Genomic DNA, 2,817 nt, shown 5'->3' on the forward strand with positions numbered 1-2,817 from the left:
CTTCGCGCGCCTTTCGCCTGCGGAGTGCCGCAACTACTTCTCGGCCGCCGGCTACGAGGATGACGCTTGTGCTTCCAGCTGATCGGGACCCGCTCTAGCCGCGCATCGGTGCAGCTTATGTATGTCCATTCAAGATCAGCTAGGCTCTAAGCCCTTCGCGCGGATCGCATCTGCTGCAGGCGGCGCTTTGAGGAACGTGATGAAAGCCTCGGCCCGAGCCCTGTCCGCAGTCACAGCTGAAATCCCTCCGGTCAGAACCACATAGGACTGCACCTCAGCCGGGAATGGGCCGACCACGTCCACGCCAGCAACGGACATAAGCTCCGGCATCAGTTGCACAGCAAGGTCCGCCTCACCACGCGCTACGACGTCGCCTGTGAGGCCATTCGGGATCGTCTTGGCTTTCGCCTTCACATCATCGGCAATTCCAAGCTTCTGCAGAGCCGCAGAGAACATGCTGCCGCTCACCCCCGAGGTGCTGTAGGCCACCGAGTTCGCGCTGGTGAGAGCATGCTTGAGCGCCTCGGCAGAGCCGATGTCAGGCCGTGCTGCGCCTTTCTTGACGGCAAGGCCAATGCCGGTGCGGGCCAGCGTGGTGGCTGAACCGTCTGCGACGATGCCCTGCTGGATCAGGGCGGTGATGAGAGGCGGGGTGAGAACCACGACGTCAAAGGGCTTGCCGGCCTCGATCTGGGACTTCAGCAGAGCGGAGGTGTCATAGGTGACGACGAGGTGGTCTCCGGTCTTGGCCTGGAACTCCGACGCGAGGTCCTCCACGACAGTCTTGAGCCCAGTAGAGCAGAGAATGGTGATGTCAGCGGCACGAGCGGCGCCTGCCGAAAAGTAGGCAGCAGTCGCGAGCACACAGAGCGTACGTAGTCTCTTCGCGGTGTCGAACATCTCTTCTCCCCGGCGCGATAGCCCGATAGGCCGCTGCTGAGCCACCATGAGAACAAGAAGCCGCCAGCCGGTCCAGTGCGTGGAAGGCTTACAAGGGTATCCCGAGGCGAACGGGCAGGTCTTGGGCTACCGCTGATCGCGAGGCAGCACGGCATCAGTCGCATGTGGGTTCATCGTGTGCTCAATCCGAAGCACGCTTTACCAGCCATCGGCGCCGTGCATGATCAATGGCCGCCATGAAGGGGCTGAAACCCTTAGCAGACAGATCCACCCGGTTTTGATCTGCGGGCAATGGGAGGAATTGATGGCAAGTACAAGGTGGGCTTTTATCCTGATGCTCGGCGCTTGTTCTAGCGCTGGAGCAGGAGAATTCCCGAGAGAAGGCACTGCCTCTTACACAACTAATTACGTCAACGCTTCGTCCACGCCGATGAAGATGGGCGACCGGACGGTCGCGATCTACGAGAGCACTGGCATCACCCGCAATGACGCGGGCGAGGCTCCCTTCAACGACATGGGCACGCGCTGCATCGGCATGCGCGAGGCCAACGGCAACGAGGTGGTCAACCGCGGCAGCTGCATCGACACCGACAAGGACGGCGACCAAGTGTTCTCGACCTACGAGGCGAACGCCAAGAGTGGCCGCCACGTATTCGTCGGTGGCACCGGGAAGTACCAGGGCTTGTCCGGATCGGCCGACTACACCTTCCAGCCCGTGAAGGTGCCCGAGGGCGCGCGGCCGATGACGATCGTGCCGCACAAGGCGACTTGGAAGCTGCCCTAACGGCTTGCGCCCTGTGGGGCCTTAGCAATCCCGCTGGACACCGCGCCGGCCGCGCTGCAAGCCGCTGCGGCCGTCGGCTTTCTGCTGTTCCACACCACCGGCAGAGCGGGGGAGGGCGTCCGAAGGCAAAAAGAAGCCCGCACGGCTTGGAGGAACCGGGCGGGCAGGAGCGATTTGAGAAACGCCTGCCCGTGCTTGGGGGGCACGATCAGACAAGGCGTTTAATCCCAGAATTCTACGTCTTGGGAACTCACGAATTCGTGAGGCAAGGCGGCGCGGGCTCGACATCCCCATTGCCCTTCAGGCTACGCTCAGAGGCGCTCCAGCACCCAGATGTCGGCTCGCGCATGCCAACGGCCGCCAGCTGGCGGCGATCTCTCGCCGATTCAATTCGGCTGCCATGCTGTGCGCCGGCAGTCCGGTCGCCTTCAGCTCGGACACGCCCGGCGCGTTGTCGCGGATTGGATGTTGTAGAATTACCGGACTCACCGCTTCTCCGGCCGAGCTAGGAGGATTGCAGTGCGCACGGCCGCCTGCCGTGCCGGCCATGCGGTCGTCGGCGAGCGCAAGGTCGCACGAGCAAGCCTGTCCCGACGGTTGGAAGCGCGGCCGGTTCGCAGCTCAGGAGCTCGAAGAAGTGGCACTCAATCAGTATGGGAGCAATGTGCCGGCCGCGCCCGCATGCGTACGGGCCGCCGGCTCTCGGCTGTTTCCGCCACCTGCCGAGAGGGCGAGGCCGCCCCGTCCTGACGAGGCGGCCTGCAATGCGTGTAGCACGGCCGGCTCAGCCCCGGAGCCGCCGCGCGTTCGGCACGATGCCAGCGAAGGGCCCGCGGCCTGCGCAGATTGGGCGTTATGGAGCTTCGACTGGCTTGTGCTGGTCCCCAAGGAGCCGCTCGTACTCCGCCTCTGGCCCGCCGTAGGAGGCGCCCGCCAGATCCCGCAGCCTTGCGCGATCCCGGATCGTGATCGAGCCACGCTGAGTTTCGATCACCCCGGAGCGCTCAAAGGCCGACACCGTCTCGGTCAGGCCAGGACGGTTGACCCCGAGCATCAGCGACAGGAACCGGTGCGTCGTCGGCAGCTCGTCGCCCTCCGTGCGGTCGTGGCACATCAGAAGCCAGCGCGCGAGA

Annotated in this window: 3 protein-coding genes; 1 reads left to right on the plus strand and 2 read right to left on the minus strand. The window is 64.2% G+C overall.

The genetic code is table 11. The features are described from left to right. Nucleotides 1-135: 135 nt before the first annotated feature. A complete protein-coding gene (locus WDW90_RS36095; RefSeq protein WP_336492552.1) occupies nucleotides 136-900 on the minus strand; it encodes a molybdate ABC transporter substrate-binding protein in 765 nt (254 codons plus the stop codon). Between the two features lie 436 nt (nucleotides 901-1,336). On the opposite strand from WDW90_RS36095, the gene WDW90_RS36100 reads away from it, so the two are divergent. Further along, a complete protein-coding gene (locus WDW90_RS36100; RefSeq protein WP_336492553.1) occupies nucleotides 1,337-1,684 on the plus strand; it encodes a hypothetical protein in 348 nt (115 codons plus the stop codon). A gap of 853 nt (nucleotides 1,685-2,537) precedes the next feature. Here the strand turns inward: WDW90_RS36100 and WDW90_RS36105 are convergent. Next, a partial coding sequence (locus WDW90_RS36105) for a Crp/Fnr family transcriptional regulator (protein ID WP_336492554.1) occupies nucleotides 2,538-2,817 on the minus strand: 280 nt, incomplete at its 5' end.

The organism is Methylobacterium nigriterrae, from assembly GCF_037106235.1.
GTDB lineage: Bacteria > Pseudomonadota > Alphaproteobacteria > Rhizobiales > Beijerinckiaceae > Methylobacterium > Methylobacterium nigriterrae.

Excerpts from the sequence above, each read along its gene's own strand:
- WDW90_RS36095 (WP_336492552.1), bottom strand. The coding sequence starts at position 900 with ATGTTCGACACCGCGAAGAGACTACGTACGCTCTGTGTGCTCGCGACT.
- WDW90_RS36100 (WP_336492553.1), top strand. The coding sequence starts at position 1,337 with ATGGGCGACCGGACGGTCGCGATCTACGAGAGCACTGGCATCACCCGC.